Annotated in this window: 20 protein-coding genes and 1 other annotated feature; all 20 genes read right to left on the bottom strand. The window is 42.4% G+C overall.

Going from position 1 to position 17,302, the window contains the following annotated elements; genetic code table 11:
* Nucleotides 1–45 precede the first annotated feature (45 nt).
* Complete coding sequence (locus PXH68_RS04270; protein WP_158454796.1) at nt 46–285, bottom strand: KH domain-containing protein; 240 nt, start codon at nt 283–285, stop codon at nt 46–48.
* Nucleotides 286–306: 21 nt separating this feature from the next.
* A complete protein-coding gene (gene rpsP, locus PXH68_RS04265; protein ID WP_158454794.1) occupies nt 307–579 on the bottom strand; it encodes a 30S ribosomal protein S16 in 273 nt (90 codons plus the stop codon).
* A 124-nt stretch (nt 580–703) separates the two neighbouring features.
* A complete protein-coding gene (locus PXH68_RS04260) occupies nt 704–997 on the bottom strand; it encodes a DUF4298 domain-containing protein (protein WP_205030696.1) in 294 nt (97 codons plus the stop codon).
* 8 nt (nt 998–1,005) lie between these two features.
* Nucleotides 1,006–1,653, bottom strand: coding sequence for a pyroglutamyl-peptidase I (pcp, locus tag PXH68_RS04255; protein WP_248027975.1), 648 nt, complete (start codon nt 1,651–1,653; stop codon nt 1,006–1,008).
* Nucleotides 1,650–2,411, bottom strand: a complete 762-nt coding sequence (locus tag PXH68_RS04250) for a class I SAM-dependent methyltransferase (RefSeq protein WP_248027977.1) — start codon at nt 2,409–2,411, stop codon at nt 1,650–1,652. Before PXH68_RS04250 ends, pcp begins: the two co-directional genes overlap by 4 nt.
* A gap of 70 nt (nt 2,412–2,481) precedes the next feature.
* On the bottom strand, nt 2,482–2,796 hold the full coding sequence (locus tag PXH68_RS04245) for a hypothetical protein (RefSeq protein ID WP_248027979.1): 315 nt from the start codon (nt 2,794–2,796) through the stop codon (nt 2,482–2,484).
* A 10-nt stretch (nt 2,797–2,806) separates the two neighbouring features.
* Nucleotides 2,807–5,986 carry a carbamoyl-phosphate synthase large subunit gene (carB, locus tag PXH68_RS04240; protein ID WP_248028081.1) on the bottom strand — a complete coding sequence of 1,060 codons (3,180 nt, stop codon included), beginning with the start codon at nt 5,984–5,986 and terminating at the stop codon, nt 2,807–2,809.
* A 344-nt stretch (nt 5,987–6,330) separates the two neighbouring features.
* Nucleotides 6,331–7,410: a carbamoyl phosphate synthase small subunit gene (locus tag PXH68_RS04235; RefSeq protein ID WP_158454782.1), complete on the bottom strand. Its 1,080-nt coding sequence runs from the start codon at nt 7,408–7,410 to the stop codon at nt 6,331–6,333.
* A 48-nt stretch (nt 7,411–7,458) separates the two neighbouring features.
* A complete protein-coding gene (locus tag PXH68_RS04230; protein WP_248027981.1) occupies nt 7,459–8,385 on the bottom strand; it encodes an aspartate carbamoyltransferase catalytic subunit in 927 nt (308 codons plus the stop codon).
* 28 nt (nt 8,386–8,413) lie between these two features.
* A complete protein-coding gene (pyrR, locus tag PXH68_RS04225) occupies nt 8,414–8,935 on the bottom strand; it encodes a bifunctional pyr operon transcriptional regulator/uracil phosphoribosyltransferase PyrR (RefSeq protein ID WP_248027983.1) in 522 nt (173 codons plus the stop codon).
* A 193-nt stretch (nt 8,936–9,128) separates the two neighbouring features.
* Entirely contained in the window at nt 9,129–9,773 is a 645-nt protein-coding gene (locus tag PXH68_RS04220) for a Pr6Pr family membrane protein (RefSeq protein ID WP_248027985.1), read from the bottom strand.
* 48 nt (nt 9,774–9,821) lie between these two features.
* Nucleotides 9,822–10,160 carry a zinc ribbon domain-containing protein YjdM gene (locus PXH68_RS04215; RefSeq protein ID WP_012775074.1) on the bottom strand — a complete coding sequence of 113 codons (339 nt, stop codon included), beginning with the start codon at nt 10,158–10,160 and terminating at the stop codon, nt 9,822–9,824.
* Between the two features lie 75 nt (nt 10,161–10,235).
* Nucleotides 10,236–11,132 (bottom strand): RluA family pseudouridine synthase, encoded by an 897-nt coding sequence (locus PXH68_RS04210; protein ID WP_248027987.1) that lies wholly within the window; start codon nt 11,130–11,132, stop codon nt 10,236–10,238.
* The gene (gene lspA, locus PXH68_RS04205) at nt 11,116–11,574 is read right to left on the bottom strand and encodes a signal peptidase II (RefSeq protein ID WP_248028083.1); all 459 of its coding nucleotides are present in this window, start codon (nt 11,572–11,574) and stop codon (nt 11,116–11,118) included. Before lspA ends, PXH68_RS04210 begins: the two co-directional genes overlap by 17 nt.
* A gap of 1 nt (nt 11,575) precedes the next feature.
* On the bottom strand, nt 11,576–12,487 hold the full coding sequence (locus PXH68_RS04200) for a LysR family transcriptional regulator (RefSeq protein ID WP_248027988.1): 912 nt from the start codon (nt 12,485–12,487) through the stop codon (nt 11,576–11,578).
* 28 nt (nt 12,488–12,515) lie between these two features.
* Entirely contained in the window at nt 12,516–14,096 is a 1,581-nt protein-coding gene (locus PXH68_RS04195) for a hypothetical protein (RefSeq protein ID WP_248027990.1), read from the bottom strand.
* 216 nt (nt 14,097–14,312) lie between these two features.
* Nucleotides 14,313–14,768 (bottom strand): GNAT family N-acetyltransferase, encoded by a 456-nt coding sequence (locus PXH68_RS04190; RefSeq protein ID WP_248027992.1) that lies wholly within the window; start codon nt 14,766–14,768, stop codon nt 14,313–14,315.
* 286 nt (nt 14,769–15,054) lie between these two features.
* Complete coding sequence (gene rpmA / locus PXH68_RS04185) at nt 15,055–15,348, bottom strand: 50S ribosomal protein L27 (RefSeq protein ID WP_009909754.1); 294 nt, start codon at nt 15,346–15,348, stop codon at nt 15,055–15,057.
* Nucleotides 15,349–15,394: 46 nt separating this feature from the next.
* Nucleotides 15,395–15,709, bottom strand: a complete 315-nt coding sequence (rplU, locus tag PXH68_RS04180; protein WP_002941330.1) for a 50S ribosomal protein L21 — start codon at nt 15,707–15,709, stop codon at nt 15,395–15,397.
* 35 nt (nt 15,710–15,744) lie between these two features.
* Nucleotides 15,745–15,833, bottom strand: a sequence feature (ribosomal protein L21 leader region).
* Between the two features lie 69 nt (nt 15,834–15,902).
* A complete protein-coding gene (gene brnQ, locus PXH68_RS04175) occupies nt 15,903–17,228 on the bottom strand; it encodes a branched-chain amino acid transport system II carrier protein (protein ID WP_248027995.1) in 1,326 nt (441 codons plus the stop codon).
* Nucleotides 17,229–17,302: the final 74 nt, after the last annotated feature.

Here is a 17,302-nt window from a genome sequence, read left to right as displayed (position 1 = left end):
TCTAGCCCCCAAGCAAAAGTAAAAACCACCCAAGGGTGGAATTACTTATTTCTCATCAATAACGAGACGAACTTTTTTATCACTTGTTGGAACAGAATAAACGATTGTTCTGATTGCCGAAATTGTGCGACCTTTCTTACCAATCACACGGCCAATATCAGACTGATCCAAGTCTAAATGATATTCCAAAAATTCAGGTGTGTCTTCAATTTTAATCGTCAGACTTTCAGGCTGTGAAATCAAGGGTTTCACAATTGAGATAATCAGATTTTCAATCATGTCCATAAGTGTTCTCGCTTACTATTCTTATTTAGAGAATTTTTGATCGTGGAATTTAGCCAATACGCCAGCTTTTGAAAGAAGGGCACGAACTGTGTCAGATGGTTGTGCACCTTTTGCCAACCACTCAAGAACACGCTCTTCTTTAAGAGTTACTGAGTTTTCAGCCAAAAGTGGGTTGTAAGTACCAACTGTTTCGATGAAACGACCATCGCGTGGTGCGCGTGAATCTGCAACGTTAATACGGTAGAAAGGTTTCTTTTTAGAACCCATACGAGTCAAACGGATTTTTACTGCCATTTTTTATTATCTCTTTTCTTTTAATTTTATTGTTCGGTGAAATAGCAGAGCTATTTAGCACATGTTCTATTATAACACACATTTTGTGTCTGTCAAGAAAAAAACTTGACATCCTTTTATTTTTTTAACGACTCCATTCCTTGCCGATTTCTGCAAGACTTTTCCCAACTTCCTGACGCTCCAGTAAAAAATTGTAAAACCCATCTTGACTCAATATTCCACAAGGAAATGGCAGGCTTTCCTGACGATCTGCCCATTCCATATCAGATAGAAATTGTGGCGACTGATAATAAGCTAATAATTCTTGAAAAATGAGCTGACTAGTTTCTAGTTGATCCAGCAAGGATTCCACTTGTCGCATTAGAGCTTCTTGTTGCTGAAAGGCAGTCTCCATCTCTTGAATTCGTTCTTCTCTCATCTCACACCTCAATGCGTCTTTCCATCTTGCATAAGGATATCCTGGCCATCTCCAACCTGAACAAGTGCTTCTATGGCTGCTTCCAAGCCACGGACAATATCCGCCAGACTCATCGATGGAAGACCTGGCTTATCAACTACCTGTTGCGGCAAGAAAGGAATATGAAGAAAACCTGCCTTACTATTTGGAAACCGATTCTCAGCCAAATAAAGGGCCTGATACATGAGATGATTGCAGACAAAAGTCCCTGCCGAATTTGACACTGAAGCAGGTAGTCCAACCTGACGAATAGCCTGAACCATTGCTTTTATGGGCAAGGTTGAAAAATAGGCTGCTGGACCATCTGGTCGAATGCTTGCATCAATCGGAGCCTGCCCCTGATTATCTGGAATTCGTGCATCGTCTAAATTGATAGCGACGCGCTCCGGAGTCAGATCAGGCCGCCCTCCTGCTTGGCCGATACACAAGACGACATCCGGTTGGCTACTTGCCCACTTCTCTTCCAATTGTTGGGCAGACAAGTGAAAAACAGTCGGAACAAACAAGGTTTCTATATCTGCACCTGAGATCTTTTTCGGCAATAAACGGACAGCTTCTTGAGCTGGATTGATGGACTCTCCGCCAAAAGGATCAAAGGCTGTTACAAGTATTTTCATTTTTCTTTCTCCAAGATGATTTCTCCAAAGTGAAATTTTTGATTAGGGCGTACATGACGAATGAACCCAAAGTCCTCAAAAGCTCTATCTCTGAAATGCGCCTTTAAAATAATCTTCTCACGCGCCACTCGCTTGGCTTCGTTAACTAATTGGTGAGAAAGTGGACTCGGATTCGCTAGTTTCTCCAATCCAGACAAATTGTGCGATTCCTTGATTTCCTCTGAGAACATGGGGTCAAAATAGATGATATCAACACTCTTTGCTGCTGCGGTTTGTAGAAAACTCAGACTATCTGTACAGATAGTCTCAATCGATCGCATGGCTTGATCAACTGCAGCATGACCTGTTTGGTAGTTTTTTAAACCCTCCTGCACCAAAAAATGAGTCCAAAAAGAGCTTTCTAATCCAACAACCTGATGTCCAGCGCTGGCAAGAACCAAACTATCTGTTCCCAGTCCTAAGGTTGCATCCAAAACCTTTTTCGGCTGACTTCCGACCATTTCCAAAAATGGATCACGCTCAGCTTTCATCCGCAAGATAGCAGTATCTGGGTGAAAAAAGAGTTTTCTCCCTTCTTTTTGCTCAAAAACCAATCGATCCTTATAGACCACCAAAACCGCATCCGCCTGCTTGAGTAAGACCTTCACGGCTTGCTTCCGCCGCTCACAGTAAACAATCCCTAAATCTTCAGCTAATCGTTTGGCCTTCTGAACCAAGTGCTCATCCATTCCCAAACTTGTTGTTACAATTACTTTCATATTGAATATTATAACAGAAAAAGCGTGACTTCTTACGAAGTCACACTTAAATCTCTTTGTGAATCAAGGCTTAGGATTGTAGAAATTGGCGAATGGCTTCCTGATCAGCCTCACTAACCGGGCGCCATCCTTTTGCCAAGGCTTCCTTGATATAGATTCGATTGTAGAGATAGCCCCACAAAATCCCAAAGCCAGTATTGATAAAGGGAATATCAAAGCGACGATCAATTAACAATGCCAACAAGAATGCTACCAAAATAATCGCAAACCATTTTAAATCACCTCGAATCAGCGGTACAAAAAACTTGAAGAAAAAGGTTGTCCATGAAAAACCAGCCTTCACTTCCTTTACATTCCCAAACTCATCCACTAAATGAACCTTCATTTTTTATCTCCTAAATTGCTCGCGTCGAAAAACTACGACTTTCTAGCACAGCCAACATGGCCGCTGCTGTATCTAAGGCTGTAAAAAGCGGAATCCCTGCTTCGATAGCAGATGCACGAATAACCTCTCCATCCTCGTCTGCCACACGCTTTTTGCCTACTGTATTGACAATGGCTTGAACCTTTCCTTTACGGACCAGCTGAGGAATCGACTCTCTGTGGTCTCCACTGATTTTACCAACAGGCAGACAGTCTAAGCCCTTAGCTTGGAAGGCAGTTGCCGTACCGCTTGTAGCCGCAATAATAAAGCCAATTTCACGGTATCTTTCTGCTAGACGGAAGGCCTCCTCCTTGTCCTCATCCGCAACTGTAAAGACGATAGTGCCGAAATCTTCCAAATGCAGGTAACTTGCTTCAAAGGCCTTATAGAGAGCCTTCTCCAAGGTCATATCTGACCCCATTACCTCACCGGTTGACTTCATCTCTGGTCCTAACAAACTGTCAACTTTAGCCAATTTTGTAAATGAGAATACTGGTGCTTTAACGTGCACCTGATTGCTCTCAGGATAAAGACCATCTTGGTAACCCAGTTCCACAAGGCTTTGTCCCAAAATCAATTTGGTTGCAACCTGGGCCATTGGAATGTCTGTGACTTTGGACAAGAATGGAACCGTACGACTAGCACGAGGATTAACTTCGATCACATAAACCGTCTCATCCTTGATAACAAACTGGATATTCATCATACCGATACAGTTGAGGCCGATTGCCAAGCGTTTGGTGTAGTCTGCAATGGTCGACTGCACCTCTTTAGACAAGGTTTGTGGCGGATAAACTGCCATCGAGTCACCTGAGTGAACCCCAGCTCGCTCGATATGCTCCATAATACCCGGAATCAAGACATCCTTACCATCTGAAATAGCATCCACTTCACACTCACGACCGACGATGTAAGAATCCACCAAAACTGGGTGCTCTGGCGAAGCCTTGACCGCCGTTCTCATATAAGAACGTAAGTCCTCTTCATTTTCGACAATCTCCATAGCACGACCGCCTAAGACATAAGAGGGACGAACAAGTACCGGAAAACCAATTTTGCGGGCCGCTTCTAGTGCTTCCTCTTCGTTGGTTGCGGTTTGGCCTGGTGGCTGTGGAATCCCAAGGTCTTTCAGGGCTTTTTCAAATAAATCCCTGTCTTCAGCTCTATCCAAATCCGCTACTTGCGTACCCAAAATTGGAATACCTGCTTTGGCCAATGGCTCTGCCAAATTGATGGCTGTCTGGCCACCGAACTGAACGATAACCCCTTTGGGTTTCTCAAGGTCAATCACATTCAAAACATCTTCCAAGGTCAATGGCTCGAAGTAAAGCTTGTCCGAAACCGAAAAGTCTGTTGACACTGTTTCAGGGTTTGAGTTCATAATAATGGCTTCGTAGCCAGCCGCCTGAATGGCCTTGACCGAATGCACCGTTGCATAGTCAAACTCCACACCCTGTCCGATACGGATTGGGCCAGACCCCAACACCAAAACAGATTCTTTCTCCGAACGGATAGACTCATTTTCCCACTCATAAGTTGAATAGAAATAAGGTGTAGCACTTTCAAATTCGGCTGCACAAGTATCCACCATCTTGTAAACAGGGACAATTTTGTGCTCTGTACGCAATTGACGAATGTAGGATTCTGTCCGTCCCCAGAGTTCCGCAATCTTGCGGTCTGCAAAACCGTATTTCTTGACTTTTTTCAATAAGTCGATATTATCGTGATTGATTGCCAATTCCTGCTCAATTTCTAAGATATGAAGCAGCTTATCAAGGAAGAAAAGATCAATCTTCGTCAATTGAGCCAGTTCTTCTACTGTATAGCCACGTCGAAGGGCTTCTGAAAGATAGAATAGACGATCATCCTGTGCCTTGACAATCTTTTCAACCAATTGATCATCTGTCACTTGGCTGAGTTCAGGCATTTCATTGTGGTAGACACCGATTTCCAAAGAACGGCAGGCCTTGAGTAGACTTTCTTCGATATTACGACCAATGGCCATGACCTCACCAGTTGCCTTCATCTGCGTTCCAAGGCGGCGCTCCCCTTTTTCAAACTTATCAAATGGGAAACGTGGAATTTTTGCCACAACGTAGTCAAGAGCAGGCTCAAACATGGCATAGGTTGTCCCTGTGACAGGGTTCACCATTTCATCCAAGGTCAAGCCAACCGCAATTTTTGCTGCCAATTTGGCAATAGGATAACCTGTCGCTTTGGATGCCAAGGCAGAGGAACGGGACACACGTGGGTTTACTTCAATGACATAATATTTGAAACTATGTGGATCTAGTGCCAACTGCACATTACAACCACCCTCGATTTTTAGGGCACGGATGATACTGAGACTGGCATCACGCAGCATCTGGTTTTCAATATCCGAAAGCGTCTGCGTTGGAGCAAATACGATAGAATCTCCTGTATGAATTCCCACAGGGTCAAAGTTTTCCATGTTACATACGACCAAGGCATTGTCAGCCGCATCCCGCATTACTTCGTATTCGATTTCCTTGAAACCAGCAATGGAACGTTCAATCAAACACTGGGTCACTGGTGACAATTTCAGACCATTTTCCGCTATTTCACGCAGTTCTTCTTCATTGGCACACATACCACCGCCAGTACCACCTAGCGTGAAGGCAGGTCGAACAATGACAGGATAGCCAATTTCAGCAGCAAATTCCAAAGCCTCTTCAACTGTTGTCACAATGGTTGATTCAGGAATAGGCTGATCGAGGTCTTCCATGAGTTGTTTGAAGAGGTCGCGGTCCTCTGCCTGATCAATTGCAGACAGTTTGGTTCCCAACAGCTCAACCCCAAGCTCATCTAAAATACCAGCCTTAGACAATTCCATGGCCATGTTGAGACCAGTCTGACCACCAAGAGTTGGCAAGAGAGCATCTGGACGCTCCTTCCGTAAAATCCGTGTGACAAATTCAAGCGTAATCGGCTCAATATAAACCTTGTCTGCAATTTCCTTGTCTGTCATGATGGTTGCAGGGTTTGAATTGACTAAGACAACACTATAGCCTTCTTCCTTCAAAGCCAAACAAGCCTGAGTCCCAGCATAATCAAACTCCGCAGCCTGACCGATAATAATCGGACCAGACCCAATCACCATAATTTTCTTAATATCCGTACGTTTTGGCATAATGTATGATACAAAGCCCATTAAGAGGACAAAGCGAAAATAGGAAACGCGACGCCGATGCTTCAAGCATCAAGACGACGTTTATCTTTTTAGCACAGTCCTTAGGGCGTGTTCGAATAGGAAACTCGAACCTGTATCTTCTCCTTTCTATTTTCTATCTCTCCGGATAGAATTAAATAATAGTCCGACGTAGTAAGGTTTAGCTCGATATTAGATAAACCTTACTGCTAGTGTCAGAGTTAGCAAAGGTCACTAGAACTTTGGCTAGAAGGGCAAAATACTCTAACAGATTAGCCGATTTTGTCTTCCCATCCCTCACTCTAATCCTTCCAATTTTAGCAGAATCATCTCTGCGATTGAAAGGCATCAATCAAGTCCATAAATTCATCAAAAAGATAACTTGCGTCGTGTGGACCAGGCGCTGCATCTGGGTGGAATTGAACCGAGAAGGCAGGATGATGGCGGTGACGTACTCCTTCAACGGATTTGTCATTGATTTCTTCATGGGTTATCATAAGGCATTCCGGCAAGTCTTCTCTCGATACTGCGAATCCATGGTTTTGACTGGTAAAATCTACTCGACCAGTTGCAATTTCTCGGACAGCATGGTTAAAACCACGGTGACCAAATTTCATCTTGTAGGTCTTGGCGCCATTGGCCTTGGCAAACAACTGGTGTCCCATACAAATTCCGAAGATTGGAATCTGACCTTGTACAGTCCGAATCATTTCCAAAACATCAGCAACATCATCTGGATCTCCCGGGCCATTGGACAGCATCACTCCATCTGGCGCTAGGTCTAGGATTTCTTGGGCACTGGTGTCATAAGGGACAACTGTTACATTACAGTTGCGCTTTGCCAACTCGCGCAAAATTGAATGCTTCAATCCAAAATCTACCAAGACAATATTTTTACCCGTTCCTGGAGCTGGATAGGCCGTTTTCGTAGAAACCTGTGCAATGTTATTGGTCGGCAAGACTGTCGCACGCAGCTGATCTGATAAGTGTTCGACAGAATCCCCAACATCCGCCATCGTCGCTTTCATGGTCCCATGTTTTCGAATAATCTTTGTCAGAGCCCGCGTATCAATTCCTGAAATACCTGGGATTTTTTTGGCTTTCAAAAATTCATCCAAAGTGAGCTGATTGCGCCAATTACTTGCCCGTCTTGCCCACTCGCTCACGACCACACCCTTACAGGTCGGACGAATCGATTCATAATCATCACGGTTTATCCCATAATTTCCAACCAAGGGATAGGTAAAGGTCAAAATTTGCCCATTATAAGACTGATCTGTAATAGATTCTTGGTAACCCGTCATCCCAGTGTTAAAGACAATTTCACCAGTCACGCTAATATTAGCTCCGAAGGCTTGCCCTTCAAAAATTGTCCCATCTTCCAAAATTAAAAGTCTTTTTCCCATTGTTTCCTCTTTCGTGGACCCTCTCTGGAGTCTCTTAACGTTTCAATCCTATGCCCGATCGGCTAGAACTGCTTCTAAAATGGCCATTCGGACATACACCCCATTTTCCATCTGAGCTGTAATCCGAGATTTTTCAGCTTCCACAAGCTGGTCTGCAATCTCAACCCCACGGTTGACAGGGGCAGGATGCATGATGATAGCTCCTGGTTTTAGTAGCTTATAGCGGTTTTCTGTCAATCCAAATGTCTGGTGATAGGCTTCTTTTGAAAAACTGGTTGCTCCATCATGGCGTTCGTGTTGAACACGCAAGAGCATGAGAACATCCAGCTCCTCAATCACCTGGTCTAAGTCCACAAACCTCCCATACACATCAAATGCAGGATCATACCATTCCTTTGGCCCTGAGAAGAATAGCTGAGCGCCTAGACGGTGCAGAATATCCATGTTGGAACGAGCTACTCTCGAATGACGTAAGTCACCAGCAATCAAAACCTTCAAACCAGTAAAGGAGCCAAATTCTTCATAGATTGTCATCAAATCCAGCAAGGATTGACTGGGATGCTGGCCAGAACCATCTCCACCATTTACAATCGCAGGTTTAATGGTCGGACTATCGATCAACTCTCGGTAATAATCAACCGCTGGATGGCGAATAACACAGACCTCCACGCCTAGAGCCGACATAGTTAAAATTGTATCATATAAAGTCTCACCCTTATTTACCGAACTTGTGCTGGCGTTAAAATCAATCCGTTCCATTCCTAGCTTAATTTCTGCCATTTCAAACGACTTATGCGTGCGCGTGGAATCTTCGAAAAAGAGATTGGCTGCTACAAGATGCGAAACAGCATTTGGCTGGGCCTGCCCATTCTTAAAAGCTAGTCCTCGCTGAATAAGTCCCATCACCTCTTCAGTTGTCAACTCTTCCATTGACACCACATGTGGCAATTTCACCTGTCCATTGTCAACCGTCATCAGGAATCCCCAAACTTTCTAGCCAAGACTAGGCGTTTTCAACTAGCAAGACCGCATCTTGCTCATCAATTTCAGCCATTTGTACAATAATTTCCTCCGAACGGCTGGTTGGAATATTTTTCCCAACATAATCTGCGCGAATAGGTAATTCACGGTGACCACGGTCAACGAGTACAGCCAAGCTGACACGGGAAGGACGACCAAGAGAAACCACGTTGTCAATCGCAGCACGGATTGTGCGGCCAGTATATAGCACGTCATCAACCAAGATTATATCTCGGTCATTAACATCCGTTGTAATAAGCGTTGTATCTTCCTCCACCTTCACATCATCTCGAAATGGTTTAGTATCCAGTTCAGCCAGGGGAACATCGATTCCTTCCAACTGCTTCAATCGTTCTTGAATCCGACGAGCAATGTAGACACCTCTGGTTTTGATCCCAGCTAGTACGATAGTGTCCAAATTCTTGTTGCGCTCGATGATCTCGTAGGTTATTCGGGTAATTGCCCGTTTCATGGTCATGTCATCGACAATCACTTTTGTTTTCATTCCTTACTCCTTTTCATGAAAAAAAGTCTCCTTTTCGGAGACTTCAGAAAATACAGGTAGAGCCAGCCACCTTCTTTACTTGATTCTCCTTGACTGCCTCACGGGACAGATATTAAAGGATTGATTAAGCAAAGTATAGCATAAATTGTGCCAGAAGACAAGATTTTCCATTTTTTCTGAAAATCGTTCGTCTTTAGGGAGTTGGCTGGTTAGCCCCTACTCGTTTGGCGCGCCAGCTTTTGACAAAAAACAAGAAAAAGCCTACTAGAAGATAAGCAACAAAGATTGTACCTGCATAGGTCAAAACATAAGGCCAACCATACTTTGGCACGTTTAGGAAGAAATAAGCAAAGGGACTGTCCTTGGCATCTGGGATGGGAATCTTGATAAAAAAGCCATTGATCAAACCAAAAACCATATAAAACAAGGGCAGAGCGGTCCACCAAATCGGATCAAACCACTTGTACTGCCGCTGACGGTCCACCAGCAAGGTATCCAACAAGAAATAGAGAGGAACGATGTAATGGCAGAGCAAATTTTCCAGTCGCCAAAAATCATCTGCCAAAGGTGCCAACATAAAATGATAGACCACACAGGTAATCAAAATGGACATAGTCACCGCTGCCTTAATCCGTAGAAACTTGCTAGTCTGCAAGTCCGTTCCCTTGGTCATGGCATAAACCATATAGACCGCAAAAACGGATACCAACAGGTTAGACTGCACCGTGTAGTACATGAGCATGCCAATACCATATTTAATGATTTCTAGAGCAGTTCCCGCAATCGCTAAAGCAGCCAGTAAACACCTGCTATAAAATAAAAAACTTTGATTCTTCATACTATCCTTTCAAAAACGACAAAAGACTGGATTGACCAGTCCTTTTTTTTAGATTTTCTTAACGAATTCTGACTTCAACTTCATGGCACCAAAACCATCGATTTTACAGTCGATATTGTGATCACCTTCGACGATACGAATACCTTTAACACGCGTACCTTGCTTAAGATCCTTTGGTGCACCCTTGACTTTCAAGTCCTTAATCAGAGTTACCGTGTCACCATCCGCCAAACGATTACCGTTGGCATCAATTGCAACAGGTCCACTTTCTTCCTCAGCTACATCTGCTGGGTTCCACTCATATGCACACTCAGGGCAAACCAAGAGGGCACCGTCTTCATAAACATATTCAGAATTACACTTTGGGCAATTTGGCAAAGTTTCCATTTTCACAATCTCCTTCTATTTTTCTTTACTAGTCTAGCAGATTTTTGGCAAATGGGCAAGATGAACAGGTTTTCATCAATCATTTGTCTTACGTAGTTTTTCAAGTGTTTCCTTAAAAATAGCTGGCGCTTCTGCCGTAAACTCGACTAGCTCTCCCGTTCTTGGGTGAGTAAATCCAAGTGTCTGTGCATGGAGAAATTGGCCATGACCTTTGAGGGTCTTTTTAGGACCATAAGCTTCATCACCCGCAACCGGATGTCCAATATAGGCCATGTGGACACGAATCTGGTGTGTGCGACCAGTTTCCAAGGTCAATTCAACCAAGCTGTAATCCCCAAACCGCTCCAAGACTTGGAAACGAGTGACAGCTTCTTTCCCTTTAGCAGTTACCGCCTGCTTCTTACGGTCTTTTTCTGAACGACCAATCGGCGCCTCAATCATTCCACGGTCATTTGGTAGATTACCGTGTACAATGGCCAGGTACTTACGGAGGGATTTTTTCTCTTTCAATTCAGCTGCAAGTTTTGTATGTGCTTCATCATTTTTGGCAATCATGAGCAAGCCAGAAGTATCCTTGTCAATCCGATGGACAATGCCTGGTCGCAAAACACCATTGATGCCTGATAAATCTTTAACATGGTATAAGAGGGCATTGACCAAGGTTCCTGATGTGTGGCCTGCAGATGGGTGAACCACCATACCTTGAGGCTTATTAACCACAGCAACATCCGTATCTTGATAGACAATTTCTAAAGGGATATCTTCAGCTACATAGTCGATTTCTTCCACTTCTGGCACCTGGTAGGAAATCACATCTCCTGCCTGCACACTATACTTAGCTTTCTTGGCTTGGCCATTGACCAAAACCAGACCAGCCTTAATTTGCTCATTGGCAACTGAACGGGACAAATCTGTCAAATCCGCCAAGGCCTTATCCAACCGAACACCGCCAATCTCAACTCTTACTTCCATTATTCTCTTCTTTCATGATACAAATTAACAGCAAGCCCACCCCAACAGTCAGGCAAACATCTGCCAGGTTGAACACGGGAAAATTGATAAAATCTAGGTGGAACATATCCACTACATAACCCAAGCGCAAGCGATCAATAAAGTTTCCCAAACCACCTGCTATAATCAAGGATAGACTAAACAAGGTAAACAAACTGCCACGGATTGATTTAGCCAAATACCTAGCCAATCCTGCCATTACAACTAGCGTTACAATCGTAAAAAACCATTGCTGATTTTGCAGGATTGACCAGGCCGCACCATAGTTGCGCAAGTAAGCCAAGCTCATAAACCCAGGAATAAAATCCACAACCGTATCGAGCTCAATAGTGGCTACTGTCCAAGCCTTGATCCACTGATCCAAGCCAATCAAACCTGCAACCAACACGAGAATCCCTAGCACTCTAGCTAGTATGTTTTTGTTTTGCAAAATAATCCTCCATCAACACCAAGAAATCCTTAGCACACTGACTAAGATCATGGTTTTCTCTCTTCACATACACCATTCGGTTATCCACCCCGTGTTCCAAAGGAACAACAACGATACCATTCACACTCTCACTATCCAAAAATCCTGAACCTGTTGCATAGGCATCTGTCCGTTCTAAGATTCCGTTTAAGGTAGCACGATCTGTCACATCAAATACAACAGGTGAATCCGAGGTGTCAATAAAATTTTCTGAATAGTAGAGATAGGCTTCCTTTTCCTGGGTAAACCGAACCGTCGGCAAGCCCTTTAAGTCTTCCAATTGGACTACTTCTTTTTGGGCTAAGGGATGCCCTTCTCTTAGATAGACATGGGTCTGAAAATCAATCAAATCAAAAACAACCAGCTGCAACTTTTCCAATTTTTGCATAATACCTTTGGTATTGCGAGTGTTGAGGTAGATAATCCCCAGTTCACTATACCCCTGAGCCACTTCATCCAAAATCTGAACAGTGGTTGATTCAAAAATCCGAAAGTGAGGGTATTGCGGATGTGTTTTTGAAAATTCTGTCATCAAAGGAGGAAGAAAATCATAGTGCTGACTGGAAATGGAAAAACTCTTCTCTTTTTCTTCAACCTGCAAGTAATAGTTTTCAAACTTATCAAATCCCTTAACCAAGTTCTGAGCCTGCTCATAAAACTCCATCCCTCGCTTGGTTAAAACTGTACCAGCACTGGTCCGACTAAAAATCTGAAACCCAAGTTCCTTCTCTAAATCCCGAATAGAAATGGACAAACTCGGTTGGGAGACATAAAGCTTTTCAGCCGCCTCACGAAAAGTCCCGCTGTTGGCAATCGCCACCACATAGCGCAATTGTTGAATATTCATCGACTCGTCCTTTCTTCATTCCATTTTACTATCTTTCTATTATACCAAAAATTTGACTAATCCGTTTACGAATTCTTCTCATGACCTTTTTTAACTTATGGATTTTATCAATAAAGGCATGATCTTTCATAAATGCAATTGTCAAAATGATAAAAGTAAGCGTAATAAAGGAATAAATGACATAGTCAATAAATGTAAACGAATTTCCTCCCCCTTTATCTCCACCAAATTTATCACCAACAAAATCAACCACCGATAAGACTGTGAAGACTAACAAGAGGTAGTTCATATTCTCTTCTTCCAAGAATTGTTCCTGGGTAATAATGGACTGAGTTGTTTCGTGAATAGCATTTAATTGATTATCCAAGACTTCGCTATATTCAGGGACATAGAGATTTATCTGCAGCATATGGTACAACTCCACCGCTTGTTCTTGCGCACTAATTTCTGGTAGCATATACTGACTCTTGAAAGAAACATAATTCTTTTGAAGACAAACTAACTTCTCACGGTCCATTCTCTCGCATTCCCCTGCTAGACGGGAAAAATATAGAATTCCCAATCGCTGACTCAAGACTATCAAGGAAATTTCAAGATAGTGAGCCTGAAAGTAATCCAACAAATAAAAGATTGGATCTCCAGACCACAAAAAGAGAAAAGAGTGTTGGCTAGCCAGATATAAACCGCCTGTATCTGACCAGCAAGGATACATTGATTTGTTCAGTAATTTCTGTAATAAGGTTCTATTTTGGCAGCTGGCTTCACTTTGATCCACATAAGCAAGTGAGTATAACTGTTTTAAATCAGCATCTCTTAACCAATTCATATTTGCTGTTCTTCGAATCGCTCGCTTTAAGGACGGATGGCAGATATACGAATGTACAAACATACGGTCATCGATAATTGTATCAATGTAAGGATAGCCCCCTTCCATATCGTCAACCTTTTCAGGAAAAATCCTCTCTTCTTTCATTCTAAAAAATGATCCTAATAAGTCGGTTATCGCATCCATCACATGGTAAGACCTACTGTATGCTTTCCTGTGAGGCGACTTTTGCGAAGCTTCTTTCGAAAGAAATTCTAAATTATTTGGAACATCCGACTCGGACTGCAGCTGCACAAAATATGGACTAAATATTCGTCTACCAAACTGATTAATCCGTTTAATATCTTGTAAATCCGAATACTGCCAGTTAGAACAAGAAATAATAAGAAAGCCTGCATTGATTGTTGCCATCATACGAACCATAACATAGTCCACCTGTAAATCATAGTAGCTTAGTTCATCTTGTTCAACCGAAATACGATAGATTTTTTCCCCTTTTCCAATTTTTAAACTGTAGTTTCTGACGAATTGCTTGTCCAAATAGGCAATCCTGCGCACCTCCTGATTAAAATACCGTTCATAGGCATAGGCAATGGCCCCATCAATTATTTTCGGTGCTTGAAAGTGATGAACCGATTGACAAAAGGGTAAATCACTTGCATTTGAAGATAGTTCTTTCCAATCTGTGTAGGATATATTTTGAATAATTTGATCTAAGGCTTTGTCCTCCATATTAGCAACAGTAAAGGGCAAAATATAGGTGTGGCAACTAAAGGGAAACATGCAAACCTCCTTGTTCTTTTATGCTTAACTCTATCATAAAAAACATATATATAGATTGCAAGTCTCATTTTACTGTTTACTATAAGAAAAAGTTATAGAATTATAAGCTAGAGACATAGGGTTTGGTTTCCATTCTTAAAACTGTCGGCCCTATACATTTCGAAAGATAACCACTTGAGATAAAAAAACACCAGCAAAATTGCTAGTGGTAAGTGACTATAACTTTTTAATCATGATGAGACAGGGATTCCATTCATCCCATAAGTTTGGAAAAACTTCTAACTTAGCAAATCCACAAGAATGATAAAAAGCAATCGTCTTGTCGTATGTTTCATAGTGCCCTTGGTCAACCGTTTTTACTTGTAGATAGGCATAAGATTTTCTCGCCTCTCCTTCTAATGCTTGCATCAACGCTCGTCCCAGGCCTTTTCGATGATGAGATTTTTTAACACCCATACAGTGAACTTCCCCACAATCGTCAGAGGTGCTCGTTAAGGTTACGAATCCTACTGTCTCATCTTTGTCAAATGCCGCCCATAATGGCAGCAAACTCCCATCTTGAATGTATTCTTTTGTGCTTTCAGGTAAGCCAAACCACTCAGGTAAATCTAGCAATACCGTTTTTATAATCTCAGCTTTTTCAACTGAATCCCTTATTGCTATAATCTTCATTATTTTCTCCTTTCGGAGGTTATATTGCCTTAACTTCCTTACTCTTGATTCCTTGTTTTTTGAAATATCTTACTATTACTTTCATTCTATTGTATGGTTATACTACCATCTATTGCTCTTGTCAGTCAACCTATATTCACATGTTCATTTTCAACTGATAACTTTTATATAGTTACCAGTACCTGATCATTTCACATCAAACCCTTGGTAAATGAAAAATGGCTCCAATGACAAAAAACAGGCCTTCCGAAATCTCGGAAAGCCTATTGTTAAGCCATTTTCAGACTTATTTTGCGATTGGGTAAACAGATACTTGTTTCTTATCGCGACCTTTACGTTCGAAGCGTACAACGCCTTCTACTTTAGCGTAAAGAGTGTCATCTCCACCACGACCTACGTTAGCTCCTGGGTAGATTTTTGTACCACGTTGGCGGTAAAGGATTGAACCACCTGATACAGTTTGGCCGTCAGCAGCTTTCGCACCAAGGCGTTTCGCTTGTGAGTCACGACCGTTTGACGTTGAACCTCCACCTTTTTTGTGGGCCATAAATTGCAAGTTAGCAAGATTCAAGTTTAACATATGTTATTCCTCCGAATTTCTGTAATGATTGCTTCAAGCTACGCGATTAAGCGTTGATAGCGTTGATAACAACTTTTGTGTAAGGTTGACGGTGACCTTGTTTGCGGTGGCTACCTTTTTTAGGTTTGTACTTGAAGGTAACAACCTTTTTCTGTTTACCTTGTTTTTCAACAGTACCAACAACAGTAGCGCCTGCTACAAGTGGAGTACCCACAACAGTTTTCTCACCACCAACAAGAACTACTTCTTCGAAAGTAACTTCTTGACCTGCTTCAACGTTCAATTTTTCAACGTAGATAGCTTGACCGACTTCAACTTTAACTTGTTTGCCGCCAGTTTTAATGATTGCATATGTGCTCATTATGCACCTCCTATGATTTTTGGGCCTTGCCCGAATTTGATGTGAAGACTCGCCTAGTACCGTGGGACGAACCACTTACTCTACTCTCATCGAAAGAACGGTATTCGTGCGGTTGCACAGGAAATGTGCATAGTCAACCCTTGTAATATACCAAAAAACACTCGCTTTTGCAAGTGTTTTGTATCATTTTTTCTTACATTTCAAAAACTTCGCTCTCCTGCTTGTTTGGTAAGAACAGAGAAAGGACGATTCCGATAAAGGCTGGTAATAACCATGCTAATGATTGTCCAGCCAATGGCAAAGCTGAGATAACTTTTGAAACAGCTGTCCAACCAAATTGACCAGCCAAAACTTCTACCAATGACAAAGCTGTCACTACTCCCACAGTTAATTGCATACCGTAGGTCGAAAGTGGTACAAATTTGTTCACAATGGTAATCAAGACAATACAGATGGTAATTGGATAGAGAACCAAAAGAACTGGAACTGAGAAAGTAATGATATTGTTTAAACCGAGGTTGGCAATCCCAAAACCAATCAAAGTAAAAATTGTCGCATATACTTTGTAGCTAAAACGTGGGAAACGCTCCGCGAAAAATTCACCTGAAGAAACAATCAAGCCAGCCGTCGTCGTGAAACAAGTCACGATAACCATAACAGCCAAGAAAATCTGCGCGCTTGGACCAAAGATAGCTTGTGTTGCTTGCGAAAGAATATAAACACCCTTATTGGTATCAGAAGCCAAAACATCAGCAGGAACTGGGAAATGATTTCCAAGGAAAGCCAAACCGACATATAGTGCTGAAAAAGCCAAGGCTACAACAAAACCAACAGACCAGATGGTTGAGACATACTCCTTCTTGCTGGAGAAACCAAGTTGCTTTAAGGTGTTTACTGCTACCACACTAAAGGCAATTGAGGCAAGGGCATCGAGGGTGTTGTATCCTTCAATAAATCCTGTACCAAAAGCCTGTCCCGCAGAATAAGCCTCAGAAGCTGGTAGCGGACTGGTTGATCCATATTTCGCAATACCAAGCACAACCAAAATCACAATCAAAATAGCAAAAACAGGAGTTAAAATACGTCCGATACTGTTTAAGATTTGAGACGGATTGAGGGCAATCAGATAAGCTGCCACAAAGTAAAGAGCTGTAAAGCCAAACAACCAGAGACCCAGATTCGCATCGCCCAACAATGGCGCAATACCAATTTCAAAGGACGTTGTTGCTGTACGCGGAATGGCAAAGAAAGGACCAATCGCCAAATACAAGGCAACAAGATAGACCGTTGCAAAAGCTGGAGAAATCTTACGGGAAATCTCATGTACATAACCTTTTGGGTTTAAGGTACCGACAATCAAGGCAATGACGGCAATTCCGACACCCGATACGACAAATCCTAAAATAGCTGGCCAGAAATTTTCACCCGATAAGACCCCCAAAGCCGGTGGAAAAATCAAGTTTCCGGCACCAAAAAACATACCAAACAGGAGTAAACCTGTTAGAGCTCCTTTTTTCATAAATCCTCCTATAATAACTATTACGAGTCTTCATTTTACCATACAAATCAAACTTTAGGAAGAAAAATCTCCGC

Origin of the sequence: Streptococcus sp. 29896, assembly GCF_032594915.1 — a bacterium.
Lineage (GTDB): Bacteria > Bacillota > Bacilli > Lactobacillales > Streptococcaceae > Streptococcus > Streptococcus suivaginalis.
The sequence above is the reverse complement of the archived record's forward strand: the minus strand, read 5'-3'. Positions and strand labels throughout refer to the sequence as shown.